The organism is Paraburkholderia nodosa, from assembly GCF_001718195.1.
Classification (GTDB): Bacteria; Pseudomonadota; Gammaproteobacteria; order Burkholderiales; family Burkholderiaceae; genus Paraburkholderia; species Paraburkholderia nodosa_A.
Genome location: NZ_MCNV01000014.1, coordinates 13,118 through 34,367 on the forward strand (window position 1 = coordinate 13,118; position 21,250 = coordinate 34,367).

A 21,250-nucleotide genomic window follows, 5' to 3' on the forward strand; every position below is an offset into this window, starting at 1 on the left:
ATCGGCCCGGTAGCATGGAACGGTGAATCAACGGCCAGCCAACGCCCAATCAACGGCCAGGCGCCGCACTCCTCTGACTTATCAGCCGGGAACCGAACCATGCCGAATCGCTCGCTCATCGAAGCCGACCGCAAACATCTGATCCATCCCGTCGTGAACTTCCGTGCGCACGAAGCGCGCGGCGTGACCGTGCTCGAATCCGCCCAGGGCGTGTTCCTGCGGGACGCCGTGGGCAACGAACTACTCGACGCGTTCTCCGGCCTCTGGTGCGTCAACACGGGTTACGGCCATCAAAGCATCGTCGAAGCCGCCGCGCGACAGATGGCGCGCCTGCCCTACGCGACGGGCTATTTTCACTTCGGCTCGGAGCCCGCCATCGAACTGGCCGCGCTGCTCGTCGAGCGCGCGCCTGCTTCGCTGCAACACGTGTACTTCACGCTGGGCGGCTCGGATGCAGTGGATTCGGCGCTGCGCTTCATCACGCACTACTACAACGCCACCGGCCGCCCCGCGAAAAAGCACGTCATCGCGCAAGAGCGCGGCTATCACGGCTCGTCGGCAGTCGGCGCGGGGCTGACTGCGTTGCCCGCGTTCCATCGCAACTTCGACTTGCCGCTCGCCACGCAGCATCATATTCCGTCGCCCTATGCATATCGCAGCGAGCATGCGGACGACGCAGCGCTCATCGCCGCTTCGGTCGACGCGCTCGAAGCGAAAGTCGCGGCACTCGGTGCCGAAAACGTCGCCGCGTTTTTCTGCGAGCCGATCCAGGGTTCGGGTGGCGTGATCGTGCCGCCCGCCGGCTGGCTGAAAGCCATGCGCGAAGCGTGCCGCAAGCTCGACATTCTGTTCGTCGCCGACGAGGTGATCACGGGCTTTGGCCGCACGGGTCCGCTCTTCGCCTGCCAGGCCGAAGACGTCGAGCCGGATCTGATGACGGTGGCCAAGGGCCTCACCGCGGGCTATGCGCCGATGGGCGCCGTGCTGATGTCGGATGCCCTTTATCAAGGCATTGCCGATGGCGACGCCGCCGCCGTGATCGGCCATGGCCACACTTATTCGGCGCACCCCGTGAGCGCGGCCATCGGCCTCGAAGTCATGCGCCTCTATCACGAAGGCGGCCTGCTCGCGAACGGCGTCGCGCGCGCGCCGCGCTTCGCTCAGGGGCTCGACGCATTGCTCGCCCACCCGCTCGTGGGCGACTCGCGTCACCGCGGTCTGCTCGGCGCGCTCGAACTCGTCGCCGACAAGGAGACCAAACAGCGCTTCGACGCCTCGCTCGGCCTGCCCGATCGCATCGCCGCCGCCGCGTATGGCAACGGCCTCGTATTCCGCGCGTTCGGCGACGGCATTCTCGGCTTCGCGCCCGCGCTTTCGTACACCGAAAGCGAGTTCGACCTGCTGTTCGAGCGCCTCGAAAAAACACTCGACGACGTGCTCGCGCAGCCCGAAGTGCGCGCCGCATTGAGGACAAAGAATGGGGTCAGCGCCCGTGTCGCCGCGTGATACCATCACTCGACACTTCGACATGCAGGGCCGCCCCCATCACGATGAGCAACGACTGCAAGCTGGACCGAATCGATCTGCGCATCCTCTCGCAGCTGCAGAAGCGGGGGCGCATCACGAATGTCGAACTGGCCGACGCAGTCGGGCTGTCGCCAAGCCCCTGCCTGATCCGCGTAAAACGTCTGGAGAAGGCGGGGTTCATCGTCGGCTACGGCGCGCAGATCCAGCTGGAGAAGCTGGGCGACGTGCAGATGGTGTTCACCGAGGTCACGCTCGCCGACCATCGCCGCGAGGACTTCATCAAGTTCGAGAAGGCAATACGCGAGGTGGACGAGGTGGTCGAGTGCCATCTCGCGAGCGGCGGCTACGACTATCTGCTGAAGTTCGTCGCGCGCAGCGTGAGCCATTATCAGAGCATCGTCGAGGGGCTGCTGGAGCGCGATATCGGCATCGAGAAGTACTTCAGCTACGTCATCATCAAGACGGCGTTCGTCAAGCCGCACTACCCGCTCGAAACGCTGTTCTCGCAGAACCTGCATTCCTGAGCATGGGCAACGGACGTGAGGCACGCGCCTCGCGCTCCTGCGTCCCGCATCCATTTTCTCGCGCGCGCTTCGCTGAAACCTCGCGGCTTCGGCGCACTCGTCGTGCGCGCTCATTTCCCTGCATCGATCCATTTTCTTCCGCACGTGCGGAAAGGAACCGGCATATGACCACGCGTTATCCCTTGAGCGCGCTGATTCGCGGCGACAACTTCATCGACGGGCAATGGGTGCCCTCGGCCTCCGGCACGCGCTTCGCCGTGACCGATCCCGCGACCGGCAAAACGATCGCCGACGTCGCCGATAGCGATGCGAACGACGCACGCGCAGCGACCGACGCTGCCGCCCGCGCATTCCCCGCCTGGCGCGACACGCTTGCCGCCGAACGCGCCGCCGTGCTGCGCCGCTGGCATGCGCTGATCGTCGCGAACGCCGACGAACTCGGTCAACTGATCTCGCTCGAACAAGGCAAGCCCCTGCATGAGGGACGCGGCGAAGCGATGTATGGCGCGTCCTACGTCGCCTGGTTCGCCGATGAGGCCACGCGCATCTACGGCGACCTCATCCCGCAGCAGCAGCGCGGCAAGCGCATGAGCGCCGTGAAGGAGCCCGTTGGCGTGGTCGCGGCGATCACGCCCTGGAACTTCCCGCTCGCGATGATCGCGCGCAAGATCGCCCCCGCCCTCGCCGCGGGCTGCACGGTGGTCGGCAAGCCCGCCGAAGATACGCCGCTCACCGCGCTCGCACTCGTCATGCTCGCGCACGAGGCGGGTGTGCCGCCTGGCGTGCTGAACCTCATCTGCGCGTCGCGCGAACGCGGCGTGAGCGCCGTCGCCGACTGGCTCGCGGACGCCCGCGTGCGCAAGATCACCTTCACCGGCTCGACGCCCGTGGGCAAGCACCTCGCGAAGGAATCGGCGGCCACCTTGAAGAAGCTCTCGCTCGAACTGGGCGGCAACGCGCCGTTCATCGTCTTCGACGACGCGGACCTCGACGCTGCCGTTGCAGGCCTCATGGCCGCCAAGTTCCGCAACGGCGGCCAGACCTGCGTGTGCCCTAATCGCGTGTACGTGCAATCAGGCATATTCGAGCGCTTCGCCGACAAGCTCGCCACGCGCGTGGCCGCGTTGAAAGTCGCGCCTGCGACCGACCCCGCCGCGCAGATCGGCCCGATGATCAATGCGCGCGCGGTCGAGAAGATCGCCCGCCATGTGGACGACGCCGTGAGCCGCGGCGCGCGCGTGCTCACGGGCGGCAAGCGTTTGAGCGAACTGGGCGCGAACTGGTACGCGCCCACCGTGCTCGCAGGCGCCACGCCCGACATGCAGCTAAGCTGCGAAGAAACCTTCGGTCCCGTCGTGCCGCTATTCCGCTTCGACGACGAAGCCGAGGCCATTCGCGCCGCCAACGACACGCCATACGGCCTCGCCGCCTACTTTTACAGCCAGGACGTGCGCCGCATCGATCGCGTCGCGCGGCAGCTCGAAGCGGGCATCGTCGGCATCAACGAAGGCGCGCTCGCTAGTGAAGCGGCGCCGTTCGGCGGCGTGAAGGAATCGGGCTATGGCCGGGAAGGCTCGAAGTACGGGCTCGACGATTACCTTTGCATCAAATACCTCTGCCAGGGAGGGCTTGCATGAGCACCTATCCGATCGAAGTCGCGTTTCCCGACATCGCCGTGCACGAGCGCAGCGAGACGGGCATCCCCTATGTGCATACGTTCGACGCGGGCGCGCCCGGCCCGCACGTGATGATCAATGCGCTCACGCATGGCAACGAGGTGTGCGGCGCGATCGTCGTCGACGCGCTGCTGCACGCGCGGCTGCGGCCACGACGCGGCAAGCTCACGCTCGCGTTCGCGAACGTGGAGGCCTACCGCCGCTTCGACCCCGCGCACCCCGACGCGGCGCGTTTCGTCGATCAGGACTTCAACCGCGTATGGACCGCGCAGGCGCTGGATGACCTCACGCGCGAATCGAACGAACTGCGCCGCGCCCGCGCGATGCGGCCCGTGATCGACGACGTCGATCTGCTGCTCGACCTCCATTCGATGCACGAGAGGTGCATGCCGCTCATCGTCGCGGGGCCGCTCGCCAAGGGCGTCGAACTCTCTGCGCGGCTAGGCGCACCGGCCACCGTCATTTGCGACGAAGGCCACCCGGAAGGCCGCCGCATGCGCGATTACGAAGGCTTCGGCGACGCCGCGAGCGCGAAGAACGCGCTCTTGATCGAGTGCGGACAGCATTGGGAAGCAAGCGCCGTGAGCGTGGCGCGCGATGTCACCGCGCGCTTTCTGCTGCTCTCGGGTGTCGTGGAACAAGCGGATCTGCCCGCGGACTGGCTGCAACCGCTTCCGCCGGAAATGCGCGTGGTGCGCGTGACCGAGCCCGTGGTGGCGAAGAGCATGGACTTCCGCTTCGCTGGCGATTACACGGGCCTCGAAGTGTTTCCCGAGGCCGGCGCCGTGATCGGCTGGTCCGATGGCGCGCCGGTAGTCACGCCCTACGACGACTGCATCCTCGTGATGCCTTCGCTGCGCCAGTTGCGCCCGGGCGTGACCGTGGTGCGGCTCGGCAAGATCGAGCAGCGCATCGTTCGGAAGCGCTGAAGCGCCCCTACTCATTACACGCAAAGCACGAGGGGAGTCGACAAAATGATGCGCAAGGTCTACGTCATTCTGTGACGCGCGACACAGAAGGCGCTCAAGCCGCTTCGAGCGCCCTCGCCTGCTGCAGGAAGGCGCTGGGCGTCACGCCGCAAAAGCGCTTGAAATGGCGCGCCAGATGACTCTGGTCGAAGAAGCCGACCTGCGTCGCGACCACGGCGCCCGGCACGCCCGCCAGCAGCAATAGCTGCGCGCGGCGCACGCGCACCTCGCACAGGTACTTGTATGGCGAAAGGCCGACCTGCTCACGAAACACGGTCGCGAATCGCGAGACGCTTAGCGCCGATACCTCGGCCAGTTCGGCTAGGCTCACGGACTTGTCGAAATTCGCGTCGATATAGGCCAGTGCGTCGCGAAGCGGCGTGACTGGCGCAGCAACGGATGCATTCGCGTCATGCATGATCAAGCCTCGCTGGCAGTCGATGTGTGCGCGCTTGCAGCGGGCGCCGCGCGCCCGAAACGCGCAATCGAAAACGGTTCGAGCGGTATGTCGGTTGCGCCGGCGTCGAGCAGTTCCGCGAGCGTTTCGCCCACGCCTGGCCCGATCTGGAAGCCCGAGCCGCTGAAGCCGAACGCATAGAAAAGGCCGTCTGTCGTCGAACTCGGGCCAATCACCGGCTCCGAATCTGGCAGGTAGCTTTCCACGCCGCTCCACACGCGGATCACATGCAGCGGCGCGAGCGCGGGAACCAACCGGCGGAACTGTGCGATCTGCTGCACGGTGTTGCCGGGCAGCACGCCTGCGCGGCGCGTTGCTGCGTCGGCGGGCCCAGGGGCGCCGCCGCCCAGCACGAGGTTGCCGCGCGGAATCTGCCGGAAGTACACGCTCTCCTCCTTGATCGACGTGTAGACCCCCATCGAATGCATGAAGCGGTAGGGCACGGGCTCGGTCACGGCCATTTGCGGGCCGCGCGCGACGAGCGGCACCGGCTCGCCGAATTGCGCGGAGAGCGCTCCCGCCCATGCACCGGCGCAAATCAGCAGTTGCTCCGCGCGCCACACGGCGCCCGTTGCGCTCTCCACGCGAAAGCCGCCCGCTTCCTTTTCCACGCGCACGATCTCGGTGTTCTCCACGAGATTGGCGCCGAGCCGCGCGGCGGCGCGCCCGAACGCCGGTGCGGCCAGACGCGGATTGGCGTGACCGTCGCGCGGCGAGACGGAGGCGGCCAGCACCTCGCGGCCCAGGAACGGGAAGCGCTTGAACATCGCGGCGCCTTCGAGCACTTCGAGATCGAGGTCGTACGCACGCGCCTGCCCGGCGTAGCGATGAAAGTATTCGGCGTCGTGTGCGTGGTAGCACACGCGCGTGTGGCCCGAAGGCAGAAACTCGACATCCTCGCCGAGCAGCGACTGCGCGCGATACCAGATATCGAGCGCGCGATTGGACATGGCGAGTTGAGAGAGCGCGCGTCCCTGGCGGCGCACGCCGCCGAAGTTCACGCCGCTAGCCTGCTGGCCCGTGAGCCCGCGTTCGATCAGGATCACTGAACGCTTGCGGCGGCTCAGGAAGAACGTCGTGGACGTCCCGATGATGCCGCCACCAATCACGATCACATCGGCGCGATCCGTCATTCGCTGAACTCCTTTGTGCGGCATGCGCCGGGCTGCGTTTGCGCGGCGGGCGCCGCACCGCCCTGCGCTTCGTCGATACCATTCACCGCGGCGCTCAGCGTCATCGTCAACGGCTTGACCGGCGCCTGACCGCGCAGCCGGCCTACGGCTTCCAGCGGTACACGCGCCTCGGCTGCGATGACTTCGGCCCCGGCGTGCGCGCAGAAGCGGCCCTGGCAGCGCCCCATCCCCACGCGTGAGAACGCCTTCGCGCGATTCGCTTCGGTAGCGCCCGTCTCGCGCACTACGCGGCGCAATTCGCCCGCCGTGACGGCTTCGCAGCGGCAGACGACGGTGTCATCAGGCAGCGTCGCCGCGAAATGCGCGGGCCACGGAAATGCCTGGCGCAATCCTTGTGCAAAGCGCGTGAAGCGTGCGAGTTCGACACGCAGTGTCGCCACTTCGGCAAGTGCTCCTTTCGGTGAGACCGCGCCCGCATCCTGCAACGCCGCCAGAGCGGCAAGACGGCCCGCACGCTCGGCCGCGTCGGCGCCGCGCACGCGTGCGCCGTCCCCGGCCAGATAGACGCCTGCCACGCTGCTGCGGCCGTCCTGATCGACTTCGGGCAGCCATTGCCGCGCGGCTCTATCGAAACGGAACGCGCAACCGGCGAGATCCGCAATTTGCGTTTCGGAGCGCAAGTGATAGCCCAGCGCCACGGCGTCGCATGCCACGCGCGCTTCGCCGCCGTTCGCGAGTTTCACGCGAACCGCCGTCACGCCGTGCTCGGGCGAGCCTTCGATCGCGAGCGGCGTCACGCCCCGATGCATCGGTACCCCCGCGCGGCGCAGCGTGCGCAGGAGCGCCATGCCCTTGCGCAGCGTGGCGGGCACTTGCAGCAAATCGGGCAACGCGCGCAGGCGCTGGCCGAGCGTGGACGTATCGAGCACCGCGCTCACCGTCGCGCCCGCTTTCACGTACTGGGCGGCGACGAGGTAAAGCAGCGGGCCGGTGCCCATCATGACAGTGCGCGCTCCGATGGCGCAGCCCTGCGACTTCAGCGCGACCTGCGCGCCGCCCAGGCTGTATGCGCCCGCCAGATGCCAGCCCGGCACGGGCATGAGCCGGTCGGTGGCGCCGCTGCAGACGATCAGCGCGTCGAAGGCCAGCTCGTGGTAGCGTGCGCCGCTCGCGAGATGCACGGACTTCGGCCCGACGTTCCAGACGAGCGTGTCAGGCAGATAGTCGATCTGCGAGCGCAGCGCGTCGAAGCCGCGATGCAGCGACGCCGCGCGTTCGGCCTCGGTGCCGTAGAGCGTTTCGTAGCTGCGCTTGAAACCTTCGGGTTGACGCCGATAAATCTGCCCGCCGTCGCGCCGCCCTTCATCGACGACGACGGGTCGCAGGCCCGCCGCGACCAGCGTCTGCGCCGCGCGCACGCCCGCCGGTCCCGCGCCGATCACGACGACCTTCAGTTCTGCGCGCGCGGCCATACGCCCTCCCCGGCAAGCACGTTGCGGGTGACGATCGACATGCCCGGCGCCGCGGGTGTCGTGCAGGCGCGCAACCGCTCGCCCTGCGCGGTCCACACCCAGCAGTCCTGGCACGCGCCCATCAGGCAGAAACCGGCGCGGCGTCCATCGTCGAACTCGCAGTCGCGCAGCGCGTCCTGCGTGGCGAGGAGCGCGACCATCAGCGTGTCGCCCTCGGCGGCCTGCGCCACGCGGCCGTCGATCTCGATCTCGAAGGTCGGGCGGCCCGCTTCCGCCACTCTCACGAAGCGCGCGCTCATGCGGCTGCCCTCCCGTTGGATTGCGTCGCCTGTGCGACTTGTGCAGCCTGTGCGGTCTGCAGCCGTTCCAGTTCCGCCGTCGTGTGATGGCAAAGGATCTGCGCGCCGCTCGGCAAGCGCTTCATCACGGGCGCCGACACATTGCACGCGCCATCGATACGCACCGGGCAGCGTGCGCGGAACGCGCACAGCTCGCGTACCTCGGCCGACGCCCCGAGCGGCGGCAGCGCGGCGCCCGCCAGGGCACGCCGGGCGTCGAGCCAGCCCGGCTGCAGGGCCGGCACCGAATCGACGAGCAACCCCGTGTACGGGTGATAAGGCGGCGCCTCCAGCACGTCGCGCTGGCCCGCCTCGACACACTGGCCGCCGTACAGCACGACGACGTCGTCGCAGATCGCGCGCACCGTCGAAATATCGTGGCTGATGAACATGTACGAGACGCCCAGTTCGCGCCGCAATTCGGCGAGCAGGTCGAGAATCGCGGCGCCAACGACGGTGTCGAGCGCGGACGTCACCTCGTCGCACAGAATGAGTGCCGGCTCGGCCGCGAGGGCGCGGGCCAGGTTCACGCGCTGCTTCTGGCCGCCCGAGAGGCCGCCCGGCTGACGCTTCGCAATCGATGCGGGCAGCTTCACGAGGTCCAGTAGTTCGAGCATGCGCTTTTGCGCCCGCGCGCCGCGCAGGCCGTGATAGAAGCACATGGGCCGCGCGAGGATATCGGCAATCGTGCGGCTCGGGTTGAGCGCCGTGTCGGCGTTCTGGAACACGATCTGGATGCGCCGGTACTGATCGGGCGTGCGCGCCGAAAGCGTCGCGGGCAGCGGCACGCCGTCGAGCAGCACCTCGCCGCGCGCGCGCTCGACCAGCCCGGCCACCACGCGCGCGAGCGTCGTCTTGCCCGAGCCCGATTCGCCGATCACGCCCAGTGCGCTGCCGCGCTCAATCCGCAGGCTCACGTCCTCGAGCACACGCACTGCGGGCACACCGTTCGCATCGACCCGGCCATAGCCCGCGGACAGACCGCGCACTTCGAGCAGCGGCACTTCGGCGGCAGGCGGCACGGCGGGCGGACCAGGGTCGGGGCGGCGGCGGGCGGCCAGCAGCGCGCGCGTGTAGTCGTCGGCGGGGGCGTCGAGCACCTGGAGCGTCGTGCCGTTTTCGCGCACCGCGCCATTGTTCAGGACGACGATGCGATCGGCCATCTGCGCCACGACCGCGAGATCGTGCGAGACGTACACGGCCGTCGTGCCCAGCTCCTTCACGACCTTGCGGAAGGCCGCGAGCACTTCGATCTGCGTGGTCACGTCGAGCGCCGTGGTGGGCTCGTCGAACACGACCACGGCGGGGTCGGTGATGAGCGCCATCGCCGCCATCAGCCGCTGCAGCTGGCCGCCGGACACCTGGTGCGGATAGCGCGCGCCGATCGTCTCGGGCGAAGGCAGCGCGAGCGCCCGGAACAGGCTCACCGCCTTCTCGCGCGCCGCCGCGGGCGACATCAGCTTGTGCAGCAGCGCGGGCTCGGTCACCTGATCCATGATCGTGCGTGCCGGGTTGAAGCCCGCCGAGGCGCTCTGCGCGACATAAGCCACGGTACGCGCGCGCAGCGCGCGGCGGCCGCGTTCGTCGAGCGCGAGCACGTCGGTGCCGCCGATCTTCAGGCTGCCGCCCGCAATGGCGCAGCCGTCGCGCGCATGGCCGAGCAGCGAGAGCGCGATGGTGGTCTTGCCCGAACCGGACTCGCCGATCAGCGCGAGCACTTCGCCCTTCTTCACCGTGAAGTCGACACCCTTGACGATCTCGACGACCGGATCGGGCGCCGCGCCCGCGACCACTCTCAGGCCCGTCACTTCGATCATGTTCATTTTCCGCCCCCATGCGCGCGGCCGCCGTGACGGCGCAGGCTGTCGATCAGCAGGTTCACGCCCACCGTGAGCGTCGCGATGGCGACGGCCGGCATCAGCACGGCCGGCGCACCTTCCGCGAGGCCGCCGATGTTCTCGCGCACGAGCGAGCCCCAGTCCGCGTCCGGCGGCTGCACGCCGAGGCCGAGGAACGAGAGGCCGGAGAGCAGCAGCACGATGAACACGAAACGCAGGCCGAAATCGGCGAGCATCGGGTGGATCATGTTCGGCAGCACTTCCACGCGGGCGATATAGAAGAGCCCTTCGCCGCGCGCTCTGGCGACCTGCACATATTCGAGCGTCATCAGGTTCACGGCCAGCGAGCGCGAGATACGGAACGCGCCCGGAATATAGGCGAGCGCCGCGACGGTGATGAGCATCGGCACCGACGAGCCGAACGCCGCGATCACGACGAGCGCGAGCACCTTGCTCGGAATGGAGATCAGTGCGTCGAACAGGCGGCTCAGCACCTCATCGATCCAGCGCGGCGCGACAGCCGCAAGCAGTCCGAAGAATATGCCGATACCGCTTGCGAGCAGCGTGGCGGCGAGCGCGAGGCCCACGGTGTACTGCGTGCCGTAGAGCACGCGGCTCAGCATGTCGCGACCCAGGAAATCGGTGCCGAGCAGATGCGCCGCGCTATACGAGCCGAAGATTTCCGTGGAGGTGATCGCGCCGCCCTTATACGGCGCGACGAGCGGCCCGATGAAGGCTACGCCGAGCCAGAACACGACGATCGCCAGGCCGATCAGGCCGAGCACCGAGAGGCGCCCGACCATGCGGCGCAGCGGCGAGCGCGGCGGCGTGGGCACGTCGCCCGGCACGTCCTTGACGGCGTCGGCGGCGGCCCGCTCCTCGCTCTCGCTCGTCGCGTAGAGCACGGTCGCGGCATGGGAAGTGGCGGGTCGGTTCATCGTTGACGCAGCCTCGGGTTGGATACGATTTGACACAGGTCCGCGATCAGCACGAGCACCAGATACGCGGCGCAAAACACCATCACGCAGCCCTGCACGAGCGGCAGATCGCGGTTCGTCACGGCGTCGACCATCAGGCTCGCGAGGCCCGGATAGTTGAAGATCGACTCCACGATCACCACGCCGCCGAAGAGATACGAGAGGCTCAGCGCGACGGCATTGGCGATCGGCCCAATCGTGTTCGGCAGCACGTGGCGCAACACGACGCGAGCGGGCGACGCTCCTTTGAGGCGCGCCATTTCCACATAGGGCGCGCTCAACTGGTCGATCACGGCGGCGCGCGTCATGCGCGCCATCTGCGCGACGATCACGCAGCACAGCGTCATGACCGGCATCGCGTAGATGCGCAACAGCGTGCCGAACGAGTCCACCTCCGAGAGGTACGAGAGCGCGGGCAGCCAGCGCAGTTTCACCGCGAAGATCAGCACGGCGATGGTGGCGACCAGAAATTCGGGCACGGCCACGGCGGAGAGCGTGAGCACGTTGAGCACGCGATCGAGCAGCGAGCCGCGGAACACGGCGGAAAAGATGCCGATGGCGAGCGCGAGCGGCACCGAAACGAGCGTGGTGAGCCCCGCGAGCACGAGCGAATTCGGCAGGCGCGTGGCGATCAGCTCGCTCACTGGCTGGTTGTTCGACACCGAGGTGCCGAAGTTGCCGGTCACGGCCTGCAGCAGCCAGTGGACATAGCGCGTGAGCGCGGGCTGGTCGAGGCCGAACTGGTGCCGCAGCGCCGCCACCTGCTCGGGCGTGGCCGCCTGACCGAGGGCCTGCTGCGCGGCGTCGCCGGGCAAGAGGCCCGTGAGACCGAACACGATTGCCGAGACGATCAGCAACGTGAGCAGTGCGAGACCGAGACGCGCGGCAATGAGACGTTGCGCGTGAGCTTTCATCGGATGTCGCCTCCCTGAACATCATGAAGCGGGGAATCGGTGGCCGGGGGCCCATCCAGGCGCACACCGGCCGCACACATCACACCTCGAACTACGCCTCGAGCCAGACGTTCTCGGCGAACTTGAAGCCCATCAGTCCGGCAATCGGAATCGAACCGAGGCCCTTGAGCTTCGTCGTGTGCGCGTCGAGCGAGCTCAGGAACAGCGGAATGCCGATGCCGCCGTCGCTGTGCACGAGTACTTGCATGTCGCCATAGATCTTCTTGCGCTTCTCTTCGTCCGGCTCGCCGCGCGCGGCCAGCAGCATCTGGTCGAACTTCGGGTCCTTCCAGTTCGCTTCATTCCACGGCGCATCCGACTTGAAGAACTGCGTGAAGATCACATCGGCGCTCGGGCGCGCGTTGATGTTGCCGAAGGTCAGCGGGTGCTTCATCCAGTGGTTCGACCAGTAGCCGTCGCCGGGCGTGCGCACCACCTGCAGGTTCAGGCCCGCCTGCGGCGCGACCTGCTGCAGCAGCATCGCCATTTCGACCGAGCCGTCCGCTGCCGGGGAGGCATAGATCTGCAGCGGCGTGCTGCCGAGCTTTGCCTTCTGGAAGTAGAACCTGGCCTTCTGCGGATCGAAGGCGCGCTCCGGCAGGCCGGCAAAGTAGTACTTGTTGGTCGGATCGATCGGCTGGTCGTTGCCGATCGCGCCATAGCCGAGGAACACGGCGTTGCGGATCTGCTCGCGGTCGAACAGGTGCATCATGCCGCGGCGGAAGTCGGCATTGCCCGTGACGCCGCCTTCGTCGCGCATGATGAGGTCGGTGTACTGGCCCGTCTTCGTCTCCTTCACCGCGAAGCCCGGAGTGCCCTTGACGCGCGAGGTCGAGCGCGGGCTCACCTGGTTGATGAGCTGCACGTCGCCCGAGAGCAGCGCGTTCACGCGCGCCGACTCGTCGCCGATGCCGACCAGTTCGATCTCGTCCAGATGCGGCAGGCCCGGCTTCCAGTAGCGCTCGTTGCGCACGACCACCGTGCGCACGCCCGGCGAGAACTCCTTGAGCTTGAACGGGCCGGTGCCCACGGCCGTCTTGAAGTCGTTCGTGCCGTCCTTGATGATCATGAAATGCGAGTCGGCGAGGATCACGGGCAGGTCGGCGTTCGCGCCCGAGAGCGTGATCGTCACTTCGTTCGGGCCCGTGGCCTTCACGTCCTGGAACTGATCCGCGAGCGTCTTCACCTTCGAGCCCACCGCGGCGTCCTTGTGGCGCATGAGCGAGTACACCACGTCGGCGGGCGCGAGCGTCTTGCCGTCATGGAACTGCACGCCGCTGCGCAGCTTCACGACCCACACCGTCGCGTCCTTCGTTTCGAGCGACTGCGCGAGCGCCATTTGCGCGCCGAGGTGCGAGTCGTACTCGGTCAGGCCGTTGTACAGCATATTTGCGCGCACATAGTCGGTGGACACCGACTCCTTCGCGGGATCGAGCGTGTCCGACGCGGAAGACGACTGCGTCGCCACGCGGATCTTGCCGCCCTGCTTCGGCTTCTCCTGTGCGAAGGCGGCGCCGCTCGCGGCGAGCAGGCCCGCGCCCGTCATCGACATCATGCCCCCCGCGACCATCGCGCGAAGGAGGTCGCGGCGCGAGGCGCCGCGCTTCGTCAGTTCATCGAGCCGCACGCCCGGGTGAGCCATGTCTTCAAGCGATTTGTCGGTGCTCATGAAACTTCTCCGCGTCTGATGGGGGGGCTGCAGCTCGACGTATCGAGGCTGTGTGTTGTGAAAAACAGCGTCAGTAAAAAGCGTCTTTGATCTGGTAGTACGCGCCGACGAGCGGCAAAAACCACGGCTTGCCCGTGTGGCCCGGAATGGCGGGCCACGCGAAATCGCGCCACGGATTCGCACACGGGTTGCCGCTCATCACCTCGGCCATCACCTGGCCCATGTGCGTCGACATCTGCGTGCCGTGACCGCTGTAGCCCATCGAGAACCACACGCCTTCGTGCTGACCCGCGCGCGGCAGGCGGTCCGCGGTGATATCGACAAGCCCGCCCCAGCAGTAATCGATCCGCACCCTCGCGAGCGCCGGAAAGAGCTGCGCGAGCGTGCGCTGGAGGATGCGCCCGCTCCTCGCATCGGACGGCCGCTCCGACGCCGTGAAACGCGCCCGGCCGCCGAACAGCAGGCGCGAATCCGGCGTCACGCGGAAATAGTTGTGCATGAGGCGGCTCGTCGTATACGAGCGGCGGTTGGGCAATAGCCGCATGAGCTGCGCGGGCGGCAGCGGCTCCGTCACGACGATGAACGAGCCGACCGGCGCAAGACGCCGCCGGTACCACGCGAACGGCCCATGCCGCGAAGGACCCGTGGCGATCAATACCTGTTGCGCATGCAACGTTCCGCGCGCCGACTCCACGCGATAGCCGCCGCCCTCTTTCGCGATGGACGTCACGGCGGCGTGCTCGTAGAGCCGTGCGCCGCGCCGTACCGCGGCGTTCGCGAGCCCGATCGCGAAGCGGCCCATGTGCATCTGGCCGCCGTGCTTCTGGAGCAGTCCGCCATGGAAGCTGTCCGATTCCACCTCACTGCGAATCTGTTCGCGGCCGATGATCTCGACGTCCGGATCGACTTCGCGGCGAATCAGCTCGGCCGTTCGTTCGAGGTGTTCGAGGTGATGCGGTTTCGCCGCGAGCTTGAGCTTGCCCGAAGCGAGATAGTCGCAGTCGATGCCCTCTTCGCGAATGAGCCGCTCGACCGTGTCGACGGCCGCCGCGTAAGCGCGGTAGCAACCCTGCGCGCGCTCGACGCCCAGTTGCCCGCGCAGCGCCGCATAGTCCTGCGCCACGCCGGTATTGCACTGGCCGCCGTTGCGCCCCGACGCGCCGCCACCCATGCGCCCCGCGTCCAGCACCGCGACGCTCGCGCCACGGCGGCCGAACGCGAGCGCCGCGGAAAGCCCCGTGAAGCCGCCGCCCACCACCGCGACGTCCACGCGGCCTTCCACCGGTCCCTCGCTTGCGAGCAGACCGCCAGGGGCGGTGTCGAGCCAGTAGGAGTCGAGCTTCATCGGGCGGCCTCGGCTAGCGCGTTTCTCAAAGACCCAGTTGCGAAGCGAGTTCGCCGATCGTCTCGACTTCGTAGTACTCGTAGTACGGCGTGCCCGGCTCGTGGCCGCGCTTGACGAACGCCTTGTGCTCGATGCCCATGTCGTGCGCCGTCATGAGGTCGTAGCGCAGGCTCGACGAAACATGCAGCACGTCGCCGGGGTTGCAGTTCAGCTGATCGAACATGTACTCGAAGCCCTGCATGCGCGGCTTGTACGACTGCGCCTGCTGCGCCGTGAATACGCGGTGGAACGGCGCGCCGAGTTTGTCGACATTGCTCTGGATCTGGTCGTCCGAAGCGTTCGAGAGAATCACGAGCTTGTACTTCTTCGCGAGGCGCGAGAGGCCTTCCGGCACGTCCGGGTGCGGGCCCCAGGTCGGCACGGCGGTGTAGAACTTTTCCGCTTCGGCCTCGATGAACTCGACGTTCATGCGCTTGCAGGCGCGGCGCACCGAATTGACGACCACGTCGCGGTACGGCTTCCATGCGCCGAGCACCTCGTCGCGGCGATAGCCCGCGAAGAACGCGACGAACTTCTCGAGGTCGGCGCCCTTGAGGCGGTCGCCATACATCTCGCGCGCCGTGTCGGCCATGCGGAACTTCGTCAGCGTGCCGTAGCAGTCGAACGTGATGTACTTCGGCTCGAAATCGATCATGATGGCAATCCTTTCGTGTGATGAACCCGCTTGGGGCTCAGTGGCGAAAACAGGTGGAAGTGCGTCCCTGTGGAAAATTTAAACAGCGCAAAATTTGGCGTTGGCGTCGAATCGTGGGGCCTGCACGGTATAAACGACGCGTTTGCAGGGGCCGCCGCAGCAGATTCTGCGGTGGCGCCATCGCGCGGGCCATAGCCGAATGACCGTGCGTTTTCGTGCGTGATTCGTCAGCTTTGCAGTCAGCATGGCGTCAGGTTCTCGTATCGATCAGCACGCTCTTGAAACGCAGGTGCGCTTCGTAACCCTGGCGCCCGAGATCCTTGCCCATGCCCGAGCGTTTGTATCCGCCCGTCGGGATCATGAAATCGTTGCTGCGGCCGTAGCGGTTGACCCACACGGTGCCCGCCTCCAGCGCGCGCACGAGGCGCAGCGCGCGGCCGATGTCCGCGGTGTGCACGCCAGCCGCCAGGCCGTATTCGGGATGCGAGGCGAGCGCGAGCGCCTCTTCCTCGGTGTCGAAGGTCTGCACCGTGAGAACCGGGCCGAAGATCTCGGCGCGCACCGCCTCGGTTTGCGCCGTCACGCCGGTGAGGATGGTGGGCAGGTAGAACGCGCCGGGCACGGGCGCGTCCGCGCGGCGGCCACCGCAGTAGAGCGTGGCGCCTTCGGCCACGCTGCGCTCGACGATGCCTTCGATGCGCGCGGCCTGGGTTTCCGAAATGATGGGCGGCAGCGTCGTGCCCGAAGCCCACGTCGCGCCGGCGCGCAACTCAGCGATAGCCTGCTCGATGCGCGACACGAGTTCGTCCGCAACGGCGCGCTCGACCAGCAGCCGCGAACCGGCCACGCACACCTGCCCCGCGTTGACGGCAATCGCGCCGGCGATGCGGCGCGCGACCTCGTCGAGCTTCGGCGCATCCGCGAAGACGATTTGCGGGCTCTTGCCGCCCAATTCCAGCGTGACCGGCTTCGTGCCGCTTTGCGCGCACGCCGCCATGATCGCCGAGCCCGCGCGCGTCGATCCCGTGAACGTGACTTTCGCGATGTCCGGGTGGCGCACGAGTGCGTCGCCGGTCGTCGCGCCGTCGCCTTGCACCACGTTGAAGATGCCAGGGGGAATGCCTGCCTCGATCGCGAGTTCGGCCAGACGCAGCACCGAGAACGGCGTCATCTCCGAAGGCTTGAGCACCACGGCATTGCCCGCCGCGAGCGCCGGACCGATCTTCCACGACGCCATCACGAGCGGGAAATTCCACGGCGCGATCGCGCCGACCACGCCATAAGGCTCGGCGATCGTCATGCCCAGATGGTCGTGATCGGTGGCCACGACCTCGCCGCCGAGCTTGTCGGCGAACTCGGCATAGAAACGGATGCCTTCCGCCGTGAACGGCACGTCCCACGCGCACACGTCGCGCACGGGGCGCGTCGAGCCGAGCGCCTCGAGCGGCGCGAGCGTGGCGGTGTCGGCGGCGATCAGGTCGGCGAAGCGGCGCAGGATGCGGGCGCGCTCGCGCGGCGCCATGCGTGGCCAGCCGCTCGTGCGAAACGCGCGCTTCGCGTTGTCGACGGCGTGGTCCACCCGTTGCGCGTCGCCAAGCGGCGCCGAGGCATAGACGACGCCGTCCGATGGCCGCGCGACCCCGATGCGCGCCGCGCCTTCGACGACCCACTCTCCGCCGATGAAGTGGCCGGCTTTTTCGGCCACTGAGGCAGCGACTGCGGCGGGATCGAACTGGTCCATGACTGGGTTCCCTCGACTTGGTCTCGATGGGAAATATCGTAGGTCCACTGCCACCGCATATTTCGCCGACAAAAAAGCCCAATCAGCAGAATCGACGCGTTATTGACCGTCCAACCCCGCGTTTTGCGTTGCATCACGGGCGCTGGCGGGGCGCGCGCCCAAACAGGAAGATCGTCCTAGTCAGTCACGGCGGGCGATGCGATAGTCACGGGACGCGTATACAGAATCCGGAGGCCGGCGTGTCCGACCCAAACCTGAACAGCGTCATTACCTACCGCGCATTTACCGCCGACGATCTGGCCGCCGCGCATGCGTTGTCGACGGCGGTGCGCTGGCGGCACCGCCCCGAAGACTGGCGTTTCGCTGCCCGCATCGGCGAAGGCATCGTGGCCGTGGACGAAAGCGGTTCGCTCGTCGGCACGGCTTTCTCGTGGTTGTTCGGTCCCAACGCGGCGACGCTCGGCATGCTGATCGTCAAGCCCAGTCATCAGCGCCGCGGCATTGGCCGGGCCATGATCGAGCACTGGATGCAGGCGCTCGCCTCGCGCACGCTGCTGCTCCACGCGAGCGACACGGGCTGGCCGCTCGTCGAGCGGCTCGGCTTTACGCGCATCGGCCGCATTCACCAGCACCAGGGCGCGGCGTTTCAGCCGCCGCTCGTCTCACTGCCCGCGGGCGAGCGGCTGCGCCCGATCGGCGCGAGCGACCGGCCCCGGCTCATCGAACTGGCGACGCGCGCAAGCGGCCTCGACCGCTCGGACATGCTGCCGAAACTGCTCGATCAGGCGAGCGGCATCGCGCTCGACCGCGACGGCGACCTGATCGGCTTCGCCCTCTTTCGCCGCTTTGGCGACGGGCACGTGATCGGCCCCGTGATCGCCCCCGATTCGCCGGATGCCTGCCGCGCCAAGGCGCTGATCAGCCATTGGCTCGCCTCCAACGCGGGCATGTTCGTGCGCATCGACACGCCCGTCGATCTGGGACTCTCCGACTGGCTCGAAGGCGTGGGGCTGCCGCTCGTCGACCACATCGAGAAGACGGAGCGCGGCGCGCCCTTGCGCGTCGATACCCAGTTCAAGCAGTTTGCAATCACGAGCCAGGCGGTGTGGTGAGCGCGGTCGAATGGACGGCATCCGGCGTGCTACCACCCGGGCAGCGAACGGATTACCATTAGACGATTCTCGCCTCGAGGGTGACGCTATGGCTACCTATGGTATCGACGGTGTCCGCATCAGTTCCTCAACGGACCGCGTAACACACGTGCGCTGGGCGCTGATCGACCCCCAGACACACGACTGGCTCTCGACACCCACCATCTCCGAAGTGGCGGCCGTCACCAACGACATCCGCTCGGGCGCCGTGGTGTATTCGGTATTTACGCTCGGCGGCATGAGATTTCTCGGTCCGAAGATCAAGCCGGTGCCGCATCCCAACGGAATCGATGGAATCGATCTGGAAGTGCCGGACGGTAACGTCGAAAAATCCATCGACGATCTACCGCGCGTCTAGCGGTGCGTCGATTGTCCTGCCGACTACCGGAAAGAAAGTGCGCTGCGCCCGGATGGGCGCACGTCGGCCGCTAGTCGCCAAAGCAGAATCGCCGGATCAAATCATTCGGAATACCGAATATTTGACCCGGCAATCGACGAGCGAACGCGTTGCAGTCAGTCAGTTGTACCCGAGTATCGCCGACGTAGCGACGTCTGCGCGGTCGCTCGGGTTGCCAGCCAGTACGACGGTGGGCTCATGCAATAACGAGCGATACGGGTGCAGATAAGGTTCGTTTTCCGGATCGGCGTCGTCCTGTTCGATCTCCTGGGAGTGGCTGTACTCACGTTTATCCATGATCGTCTCCTGATGTAGGGTCTAGTTGTTCGACAGTAGGGTTCCCTACATACCGGCTGAGCAAGTTTGGTGCCGCACTCGCTTTCTATCATGCCGGCGGAGTTTCTTCTGCCGCGCCCGACTCTCAGGAAGTCGTGAGCTTCAGGTTCGGACGCAAGTCGTGAGTAACCGCTTCACGTTGCCCTTTGCGCAGGTCCGACACCTGTTCGATGCCGGCCTTCAGCACCTCCTCGCAAAACGCAATTCGCGTGCGGTAGTACTCGGCCTGCAATTGCGCATCGAGAACCCGCTGTTCGGCCTGGAAGAGTGCCATGCGCAATTCACTGAGCGCGCGTTGAGCCTGCTTCTCCGGCGTTGCGGCATTGTGGGCAATCAAGTTCGAAAGCCAATGCAACATGGATAAGCCCCCCTGTTTTCAATTTCACGATCGCACGCGTCAAGTTTGATAACCGCCCGAACTGTCGCTGGGAAAAGACTATCAGAGGCGAAGAAAACCAGTGTGTGTGCAAACGAACGTGTTGTATAAACGATGCAAAAGGTCGTATCCACGACGCGCTTACATAGCGCGTTTTCATCGCATGCTTTCGCTGCACGCTGCGGTTGCAAATAGGGAGCGATACATGTCCGTGGTGCCGGATCAGCCGATCGAGATGGGGCGCAACCGTGACTATCCACAAGCTGAGGTTTTGCACACTTGCGCTGTGCATCGCGTTCGCGTTATTGGGCCCCGGCGTGTGTCTGGCGGACCAGGTGAAAGTCATGATGTCGGGCTGGTTTGCGCCAGCGTATCGTGATCTGGGCCCGCAATTCGAAGACGAGAGCGGCTATACGCTGGCCACCGTCTGGGGCGCTGCAACAGGCAACGCCCTGAATGCGATTCCCGTGCGGTTTGCGCGCGGCGAGTGGGCCGACGTGCTGATCGTGGTCAGCAATGCGCTCGACGACCAGGTTCGCGCGGGCAACGTGGTGCCCGGCAGCAAGGTGGACTTCGCACGCTCGCCAATTGGCCTCGCGGTGCGCGAGGGCGCGCCGCAACCGGACATCAGCACGGTCGACGGTTTGCGCCGCACGCTGCTTGCAGCGAAGTCGATTGTCTATCCGGATAGCGCGAGCGGCGTCTATATCGCCAACGAACTGTTTCCGCGTCTGGGCCTCGACGGGCGCGTGAAAAGCAGGAGCCGCATGGTTTCCGCCGAGCGGGTCGCCACTGTCGTCGCGAACGGCGACGCCGAGATCGGCTTGCAACAGGTCGTGGAACTGTTGCCGGTGAAGGGGATAATAGTGGTCGGCAGTCTGCCCGCGGAAGTACAACGTTACACGGTGTACTCCGGCGGCATTGCAACCACAGCGAGAAATCCTGTCGGCGCAGAAGCGCTGATCCGCTTTCTGTCCTCGCCGGAAGCGGCGGCGGCGATCACGCACAGCGGTCTCGAACCGATCACGGCACCGCAACCTCCTCCGCTGCTGCAGCCGCAACCGGCGCCGCAACTGCCGCTGCAACCACCACCGCAACCGCAACTGGCGCCACAAGAACTGCAACCTCAACCGAATTGAGCGAAGCAGCCGTCCGGCCGATCGGCCATCACCGAAAGCCGGCCATCAACTGGCTGCCATCCCTTTTTCGGCCAGTTCTTTCTTCGCGCTTTCGTTCTTGGTCAGGTGCGTCAGGCCCATGCCGCGCAGGACGTTCGGCGCCTTCGTGAACTGGATGTTGTCATAGCCCACGATCTCGATGCGATTGCCCCAGGGGTCGCGAAAATCCAGAAATGGACCGTCGAGCGGCTTCACGCCCGCCGCCTTGAGTGCGGCGCGCGCCGCCTCCTTGTCATCGACAACGAGGCCGACATGGCGGCCGTCGTCGGCGGGCTGTTTGCGCCCCGCCTGCAACGCGATGAATTGATCGCCAAGATCGATGAAGGCCATCGTCCTGCTCTTGCCGCGCAACTGAAAGTCGAAGATGCGGCCATAGAATGCCAGCGCTTCCTCGATGTCGCCGACTTCCAGCGCGACGTGATTGAAGCCGATGACGCGCGGCCTGGTGGTTGAAGTGTCAACCATTTCCCCCTCCTTCTGCAGCCAGTGCATAGCGTTCG

21 protein-coding genes are annotated in these 21,250 nt (G+C 66.6%); 7 read left to right on the plus strand and 14 right to left on the minus strand.

All coding sequences use genetic code 11. From position 1 onward, the window contains the following. Nucleotides 1-99: 99 nt before the first annotated feature. From BFD71_RS22635 to BFD71_RS22650, 4 genes are all read left to right on the plus strand, one after another. Nucleotides 100-1,506 (plus strand): aspartate aminotransferase family protein, encoded by a 1,407-nt coding sequence (locus tag BFD71_RS22635; protein WP_069266558.1) that lies wholly within the window; start codon nt 100-102, stop codon nt 1,504-1,506. A 44-nt stretch (nt 1,507-1,550) separates the two neighbouring features. Beyond that, the gene (locus tag BFD71_RS22640) at nt 1,551-2,051 is read left to right on the plus strand and encodes an Lrp/AsnC family transcriptional regulator (protein WP_069266559.1); all 501 of its coding nucleotides are present in this window, start codon (nt 1,551-1,553) and stop codon (nt 2,049-2,051) included. 164 nt (nt 2,052-2,215) lie between these two features. Further along, on the plus strand, nt 2,216-3,688 hold the full coding sequence (locus BFD71_RS22645; protein WP_069266560.1) for an NAD-dependent succinate-semialdehyde dehydrogenase: 1,473 nt from the start codon (nt 2,216-2,218) through the stop codon (nt 3,686-3,688). Continuing rightward, nucleotides 3,685-4,656, plus strand: coding sequence for a succinylglutamate desuccinylase/aspartoacylase domain-containing protein (locus BFD71_RS22650; protein WP_069266561.1), 972 nt, complete (start codon nt 3,685-3,687; stop codon nt 4,654-4,656). The genes BFD71_RS22645 and BFD71_RS22650 overlap by 4 nt, the downstream gene beginning before the upstream one ends. A 94-nt stretch (nt 4,657-4,750) precedes the next feature. On the opposite strand, the gene BFD71_RS22655 is transcribed toward BFD71_RS22650, so the two are convergent. From BFD71_RS22655 to BFD71_RS22705, 11 genes are all read right to left on the minus strand, one after another. Beyond that, nucleotides 4,751-5,113: a helix-turn-helix domain-containing protein gene (locus BFD71_RS22655; protein WP_069266562.1), complete on the minus strand. Its 363-nt coding sequence runs from the start codon at nt 5,111-5,113 to the stop codon at nt 4,751-4,753. Between the two features lie 2 nt (nt 5,114-5,115). Further along, nucleotides 5,116-6,285, minus strand: a complete 1,170-nt coding sequence (locus BFD71_RS22660; RefSeq protein ID WP_069266563.1) for an NAD(P)/FAD-dependent oxidoreductase — start codon at nt 6,283-6,285, stop codon at nt 5,116-5,118. Then, nucleotides 6,282-7,757 (minus strand): FAD/NAD(P)-dependent oxidoreductase, encoded by a 1,476-nt coding sequence (locus BFD71_RS22665; RefSeq protein ID WP_083245408.1) that lies wholly within the window; start codon nt 7,755-7,757, stop codon nt 6,282-6,284. Before BFD71_RS22665 ends, BFD71_RS22660 begins: the two co-directional genes overlap by 4 nt. Then, a complete protein-coding gene (locus BFD71_RS22670; RefSeq protein ID WP_069266564.1) occupies nt 7,736-8,056 on the minus strand; it encodes a (2Fe-2S)-binding protein in 321 nt (106 codons plus the stop codon). The genes BFD71_RS22665 and BFD71_RS22670 overlap by 22 nt, the downstream gene beginning before the upstream one ends. Beyond that, a complete protein-coding gene (locus BFD71_RS22675) occupies nt 8,053-9,918 on the minus strand; it encodes an ABC transporter ATP-binding protein (RefSeq protein ID WP_069266565.1) in 1,866 nt (621 codons plus the stop codon). Before BFD71_RS22675 ends, BFD71_RS22670 begins: the two co-directional genes overlap by 4 nt. Continuing rightward, nucleotides 9,915-10,871: an ABC transporter permease gene (locus BFD71_RS22680; protein WP_069266566.1), complete on the minus strand. Its 957-nt coding sequence runs from the start codon at nt 10,869-10,871 to the stop codon at nt 9,915-9,917. The genes BFD71_RS22675 and BFD71_RS22680 overlap by 4 nt, the downstream gene beginning before the upstream one ends. Continuing rightward, nucleotides 10,868-11,824: an ABC transporter permease gene (locus tag BFD71_RS22685; protein WP_069266567.1), complete on the minus strand. Its 957-nt coding sequence runs from the start codon at nt 11,822-11,824 to the stop codon at nt 10,868-10,870. Before BFD71_RS22685 ends, BFD71_RS22680 begins: the two co-directional genes overlap by 4 nt. A gap of 91 nt (nt 11,825-11,915) precedes the next feature. Beyond that, the gene (locus tag BFD71_RS22690) at nt 11,916-13,532 is read right to left on the minus strand and encodes an ABC transporter substrate-binding protein (protein WP_069266568.1); all 1,617 of its coding nucleotides are present in this window, start codon (nt 13,530-13,532) and stop codon (nt 11,916-11,918) included. 70 nt (nt 13,533-13,602) lie between these two features. After that, entirely contained in the window at nt 13,603-14,877 is a 1,275-nt protein-coding gene (locus BFD71_RS22695; protein WP_069266569.1) for an NAD(P)/FAD-dependent oxidoreductase, read from the minus strand. Nucleotides 14,878-14,902: 25 nt separating this feature from the next. Further along, nucleotides 14,903-15,571, minus strand: coding sequence for a haloacid dehalogenase type II (locus tag BFD71_RS22700; RefSeq protein WP_069266570.1), 669 nt, complete (start codon nt 15,569-15,571; stop codon nt 14,903-14,905). A 250-nt stretch (nt 15,572-15,821) separates the two neighbouring features. Next, a complete protein-coding gene (locus BFD71_RS22705) occupies nt 15,822-17,312 on the minus strand; it encodes an aldehyde dehydrogenase family protein (RefSeq protein ID WP_069266571.1) in 1,491 nt (496 codons plus the stop codon). A 239-nt stretch (nt 17,313-17,551) separates the two neighbouring features. Here BFD71_RS22705 and BFD71_RS22710 point away from each other — a divergent pair, with 239 nt between their 5' ends. Then, nucleotides 17,552-18,424 carry a GNAT family N-acetyltransferase gene (locus BFD71_RS22710; RefSeq protein WP_069266572.1) on the plus strand — a complete coding sequence of 291 codons (873 nt, stop codon included), beginning with the start codon at nt 17,552-17,554 and terminating at the stop codon, nt 18,422-18,424. An 88-nt stretch (nt 18,425-18,512) separates the two neighbouring features. After that, the gene (locus BFD71_RS22715) at nt 18,513-18,821 is read left to right on the plus strand and encodes a hypothetical protein (protein ID WP_069266573.1); all 309 of its coding nucleotides are present in this window, start codon (nt 18,513-18,515) and stop codon (nt 18,819-18,821) included. 159 nt (nt 18,822-18,980) lie between these two features. On the opposite strand, the gene BFD71_RS41535 is transcribed toward BFD71_RS22715, so the two are convergent. Next, nucleotides 18,981-19,157 carry a hypothetical protein gene (locus tag BFD71_RS41535; protein ID WP_176732940.1) on the minus strand — a complete coding sequence of 59 codons (177 nt, stop codon included), beginning with the start codon at nt 19,155-19,157 and terminating at the stop codon, nt 18,981-18,983. Nucleotides 19,158-19,281: 124 nt separating this feature from the next. Beyond that, a complete protein-coding gene (locus BFD71_RS22720) occupies nt 19,282-19,470 on the minus strand; it encodes a hypothetical protein (RefSeq protein ID WP_254317186.1) in 189 nt (62 codons plus the stop codon). 350 nt (nt 19,471-19,820) lie between these two features. Between BFD71_RS22720 and BFD71_RS22725 the strand changes: the two genes are divergently transcribed. After that, a complete protein-coding gene (locus BFD71_RS22725; RefSeq protein ID WP_141710773.1) occupies nt 19,821-20,711 on the plus strand; it encodes a substrate-binding domain-containing protein in 891 nt (296 codons plus the stop codon). A gap of 45 nt (nt 20,712-20,756) precedes the next feature. On the opposite strand, the gene BFD71_RS22730 is transcribed toward BFD71_RS22725, so the two are convergent. Then, nucleotides 20,757-21,242, minus strand: a complete 486-nt coding sequence (locus tag BFD71_RS22730) for a VOC family protein (protein ID WP_256094883.1) — start codon at nt 21,240-21,242, stop codon at nt 20,757-20,759. Between the last annotated feature and the right edge of the window lie 8 nt (nt 21,243-21,250).

What these genes read in the sequence shown, in the direction of transcription:
- BFD71_RS22635 (WP_069266558.1), top strand. Translation starts at nt 100, where the DNA reads ATGCCGAATCGCTCGCTCATCGAAGCCGACCGCAAACATCTGATCCAT.
- BFD71_RS22640 (WP_069266559.1), top strand. Translation starts at nt 1,551, where the DNA reads ATGAGCAACGACTGCAAGCTGGACCGAATCGATCTGCGCATCCTCTCG.
- BFD71_RS22645 (WP_069266560.1), top strand. Translation starts at nt 2,216, where the DNA reads ATGACCACGCGTTATCCCTTGAGCGCGCTGATTCGCGGCGACAACTTC.
- BFD71_RS22650 (WP_069266561.1), top strand. Translation starts at nt 3,685, where the DNA reads ATGAGCACCTATCCGATCGAAGTCGCGTTTCCCGACATCGCCGTGCAC.
- BFD71_RS22655 (WP_069266562.1), bottom strand. Translation starts at nt 5,113, where the DNA reads ATGCATGACGCGAATGCATCCGTTGCTGCGCCAGTCACGCCGCTTCGC.
- BFD71_RS22660 (WP_069266563.1), bottom strand. Translation starts at nt 6,285, where the DNA reads ATGACGGATCGCGCCGATGTGATCGTGATTGGTGGCGGCATCATCGGG.
- BFD71_RS22665 (WP_083245408.1), bottom strand. Translation starts at nt 7,757, where the DNA reads ATGGCCGCGCGCGCAGAACTGAAGGTCGTCGTGATCGGCGCGGGACCG.
- BFD71_RS22670 (WP_069266564.1), bottom strand. Translation starts at nt 8,056, where the DNA reads ATGAGCGCGCGCTTCGTGAGAGTGGCGGAAGCGGGCCGCCCGACCTTC.
- BFD71_RS22675 (WP_069266565.1), bottom strand. Translation starts at nt 9,918, where the DNA reads ATGAACATGATCGAAGTGACGGGCCTGAGAGTGGTCGCGGGCGCGGCG.
- BFD71_RS22680 (WP_069266566.1), bottom strand. Translation starts at nt 10,871, where the DNA reads ATGAACCGACCCGCCACTTCCCATGCCGCGACCGTGCTCTACGCGACG.
- BFD71_RS22685 (WP_069266567.1), bottom strand. Translation starts at nt 11,824, where the DNA reads ATGAAAGCTCACGCGCAACGTCTCATTGCCGCGCGTCTCGGTCTCGCA.
- BFD71_RS22690 (WP_069266568.1), bottom strand. Translation starts at nt 13,532, where the DNA reads ATGAGCACCGACAAATCGCTTGAAGACATGGCTCACCCGGGCGTGCGG.
- BFD71_RS22695 (WP_069266569.1), bottom strand. Translation starts at nt 14,877, where the DNA reads ATGAAGCTCGACTCCTACTGGCTCGACACCGCCCCTGGCGGTCTGCTC.
- BFD71_RS22700 (WP_069266570.1), bottom strand. Translation starts at nt 15,571, where the DNA reads ATGATCGATTTCGAGCCGAAGTACATCACGTTCGACTGCTACGGCACG.
- BFD71_RS22705 (WP_069266571.1), bottom strand. Translation starts at nt 17,312, where the DNA reads ATGGACCAGTTCGATCCCGCCGCAGTCGCTGCCTCAGTGGCCGAAAAA.
- BFD71_RS22715 (WP_069266573.1), top strand. Translation starts at nt 18,513, where the DNA reads ATGGCTACCTATGGTATCGACGGTGTCCGCATCAGTTCCTCAACGGAC.
- BFD71_RS41535 (WP_176732940.1), bottom strand. Translation starts at nt 19,157, where the DNA reads ATGGATAAACGTGAGTACAGCCACTCCCAGGAGATCGAACAGGACGAC.
- BFD71_RS22720 (WP_254317186.1), bottom strand. Translation starts at nt 19,470, where the DNA reads ATGGCACTCTTCCAGGCCGAACAGCGGGTTCTCGATGCGCAATTGCAG.
- BFD71_RS22730 (WP_256094883.1), bottom strand. Translation starts at nt 21,242, where the DNA reads ATGCACTGGCTGCAGAAGGAGGGGGAAATGGTTGACACTTCAACCACC.